The organism is Streptomyces sp. SPB074 (genome assembly GCF_000154905.1).
Lineage (GTDB): Bacteria > Actinomycetota > Actinomycetes > Streptomycetales > Streptomycetaceae > Streptomyces.
This window is the reverse complement of sequence record NZ_GG770539.1, coordinates 5,217,050-5,220,159: the sequence shown is the minus strand read 5'-3', so window position 1 is coordinate 5,220,159 and position 3,110 is coordinate 5,217,050. Positions and strand designations below refer to the sequence as shown.

Sequence of the window (3,110 nt, the reverse complement as noted above, 5' to 3'; positions counted from 1 at the left end):
AAAAAAAAAAAAAAAAAAAAAAAAAAAAAAAAAAAAAAAAAAAAAAAAAAAAACAAAAAACACAAGCAAGAACTCAAAAAAAAAAAAAAAAAAAAAGACTAAAAAAACCTTGAACTCATTAACCTCCAAAGAAGTTCAGATCCAATAGGCAGCCCTCGCAACAAAAAATAGTAGAGACGCGCCGCGCCGACGCCGCCACGCTGGGCGCGCAGCTTCTCGTAGAGGGCGAGGAGGCTGTCGGGGACGGAGCCGGCGACGACCGCGCGCTCCTTGGCGACGGTCGTCGCCTCGGCGTCGATCTCGGCGGCGGCGGCGTCCCGGCGCTCGGTGGCCTCGGCTACACGGGTCTCGACGGAGCCGAGCCGCTCGGTCAGCTCGCTCACGCGGGACTGCGCGGACTCGCGGCGCTCCATGATCTCCAGGACCACGTCCTCCAGGTCGCCCTGGCGCTTGGCGAGCGAGGCGATCTCGCGCTGGAGGTTCTCCAGGTCCTTCGGCGAGGTGACCGTGCCCGAGTCGAGGCGCTGCTGGTCGCGGGTCGCGCGGGTGCGGACCTGGTCGACGTCCTGCTCGGCCTTGGTCTGCTCGCGGGCGGTGTCGCCCTCCTCGGTGCGGGCCGCGACGAGCAGGTCGCGCAGGCCGGCGGCGTCCTTGCCGAGCCCGGTCAGTTCGGCGTGCTCGGGCAGCGACTCCTTGCGGTGGGCGAGCTGGCCGAGGCGGGTGTCGAGGGCCTGGAGGTCGAGCAGGCGGACCTGGTCTGCGGGTGCGGCGTTCAGTTGGGGGCTCCTGTGGAATCGAAGTGTGCGGACCAGGGGTCGGTGACCGTCTTCGAGACGTGCACCCGCAGCTCCCAGCCGTGGCGGTCGGAGATCTCGTCGAGCTGTGCGGCGGCCTGCTCGCACCAGGGCCACTCGGTGGCCCAGTGGGCGGCGTCGATGAGGCCGAGCGGGCTGTGCCCGGTGGCCTCGGAGGCCGGGTGGTGGCGCAGGTCGGCGGTGAGGAAGGCGTCGGCGCCCGTGGCCCGTACGGCGTCGAAGAGGCTGTCGCCGGCGCCGCCGCTCACCACGACCTTGCGGACCGGCGTTTCCGGGTCGCCCGCGAGGCGGATGCCCTGCGCGGTCGCCGGGAGGGCGCGCGCGGCGATCTCGGCGAGGGCGCCGAGGGTGAGCGGGCGGGTGGGCTCGCAGACGCGGCCGAGGCCGCGGCGGCCCTCGGGGTCGGTGCCGTCGGGCACGAGCGGGCCGAGGACGCGCAGGCCGAGCGCGCCCGCGAGGGCGTCGCTGACGCCGGGGTCGGCGCTGTCGGCGTTGGTGTGCGCGACGTGCAGGGCGACATCGTGCTTGATGAGCTCGTGCACGACGCGGCCCTTGAAGGTCGCCGCGGAGACCGTCGTGGTGCCGCGCAGGTAGAGGGGGTGGTGCGTGACGAGGAGGTCGGCGCCGAGGCGGATCGCCTCCTCGGCGATCTCGTGGACGGGGTCCACGGCGAAGAGCACGCGGCGCACCCCGGCCTCCGGGTCACCGGCGACGGTGCCGACGGCGTCCCAGGACTCGGCACGCTGCGGAGGCCAGAGGGCGTCGAGGGCTGCGGTGACTTCGGAGAGGCGGGGCACGGGGGCAAGGTTACCGGGAGCGGGCGGGGTTCCTCCGGGGCGGTACGGGGAGCGGCCCGGGCACCCGGTGCCGAGCACACGGTGTCCCGGATGTCAGGCGATTCGCCGGTTCGCCACCCGTTGGGGTGAAGTCAGGGGTCCTGGGCTGCCGGGAAGGCGCGCGAAAACTAGCTTCGTCGCCGGAGGTGACGCAGCGATGACGGTCAGTGAGACCGCGTGGCCGCAGGGTGAGGGTCCCGGATTCGTGGTGACGGCGGACGGTTCGTACGCCGCCAGGGTCGTGCCGCCGGGCGGGATCGTGCCGCCCGGCGGGCCCGACGAGAGCGGAACGGCGGGGCGGCACGTGGAGCGGTGGACGCTCGGCGGGCCGGAACCCTTCGCCGTACCGCTGCCGGTGACGCGCCCCGAGCCCCCGGGCGCCGAGGCGCAGTCCCTGGCGGACGGCCGGGTCCTCGTGCACCGGCCCGAGGGGTCCATGCACTACTTCTCCCTGCTCTACCCGACGGGGCCGGACACGGGCGAACTGCCGCTCGGTGCCGTCGAGCACGTGCGGGCGGACGGCTCGCCGGGACCGCTGCGGCTGCTGCCGCCGAGCCCGGTGCCGGGGCGCGTGTACGCGCTCGCCCCGGGGCTGCACTCGACGGCCGTGTGGCTCGTGGCGGGCGGGGCCTTCGGGCCCGAGCACTTGGCGGAGATCCCCGGGCACTGCGCGGGCGGCGTGTGGCTGGACCGCGAGGCGCGGATGCTCGCGGTGGACCGCACCGGCGAGGACGGCGTGACGAAGGCGGTCGCCGTCGATCTCGAACGCGCGGGCGAGGTCTCGCCGTTGCTCCAGATCGCCGAGCGCAGCGACGACCGGTTGCTGAGCGCCGACGTGGACAGCGGACTGCTCCTCATCCGCTCGAACGCGCCCGGGCAGGACCGGCTCGCCTGGGGGGTGCTCGGCAGCGCGCTGCCGGTGCGCTTCCCGGAGTGCCTGGACGTGCCGGGGACGCGGCTCACGCCCTTCGCCGTGCAGCCGGGCCAGGACCTGCTGCCCGAGCACAGCGCCGTCGCCTTCCGCCTGGACGGCCCGGCGGGCGGGAGCTGGATCGGCGTCTGGCGCCCGGTGGGCCGACGCCTCCACCAGCTTCCCGCGCCGCGCGGCTGGCTCGCGGGCGGCGGCCTGTGGACGCGTGACGGCGTGCTGCGGCTGCCGTACGCGGAGGGGACGGGCCCCTGCGGGCTCGCGAGAGTCACGTGGCCCTCCGGCTCGGAGACGGGCGAGGTCGTCCTCGCGGCCTCCTCGGGGCAAACCCCGGGGGGCGCGCGGGAGACGCGCGCGGACGGCGCGGTGAGCGGCGGCGGTACGGGGATGCCCGGCGCGGTGCGCGAGGAAGCGCCGCGCGGGGTGCCCGGGGGCGAGGGGTGCGCGTCCGTACACGGTTTTATCTGACGTTCTGTAATGGCTTTGTGCTTGCCCTCCTTGCCGGTTGTTAGCTGTTTTTTTTTTTTTTTT

General features: G+C 72.2%; 2 protein-coding genes and 1 pseudogene. 1 reads left to right on the top strand and 2 read right to left on the bottom strand.

All coding sequences use genetic code 11. From position 1 onward, the window contains the following. Positions 1-133 precede the first annotated feature (133 nt). Positions 134-776: pseudogene (locus SSBG_RS22115) on the bottom strand (zinc ribbon domain-containing protein); the annotation flags it as partial. Further along, positions 773-1,612, bottom strand: coding sequence for a Nif3-like dinuclear metal center hexameric protein (locus tag SSBG_RS22110; protein WP_008748294.1), 840 nt, complete (start codon positions 1,610-1,612; stop codon positions 773-775). The pseudogene SSBG_RS22115 and the gene SSBG_RS22110, both read right to left, overlap by 4 nt. Before the next feature lie 196 nt (positions 1,613-1,808). Here SSBG_RS22110 and SSBG_RS22105 point away from each other — a divergent pair, with 196 nt between their 5' ends. Then, entirely contained in the window at positions 1,809-3,047 is a 1,239-nt protein-coding gene (locus tag SSBG_RS22105) for a hypothetical protein (protein ID WP_008748293.1), read from the top strand. Positions 3,048-3,110: the final 63 nt, after the last annotated feature.

Bases quoted from the DNA above. Each gene is read 5' to 3' on its own strand.
- SSBG_RS22105 (WP_008748293.1), top strand. From the start codon at position 1,809: ATGACGGTCAGTGAGACCGCGTGGCCGCAGGGTGAGGGTCCCGGATTC.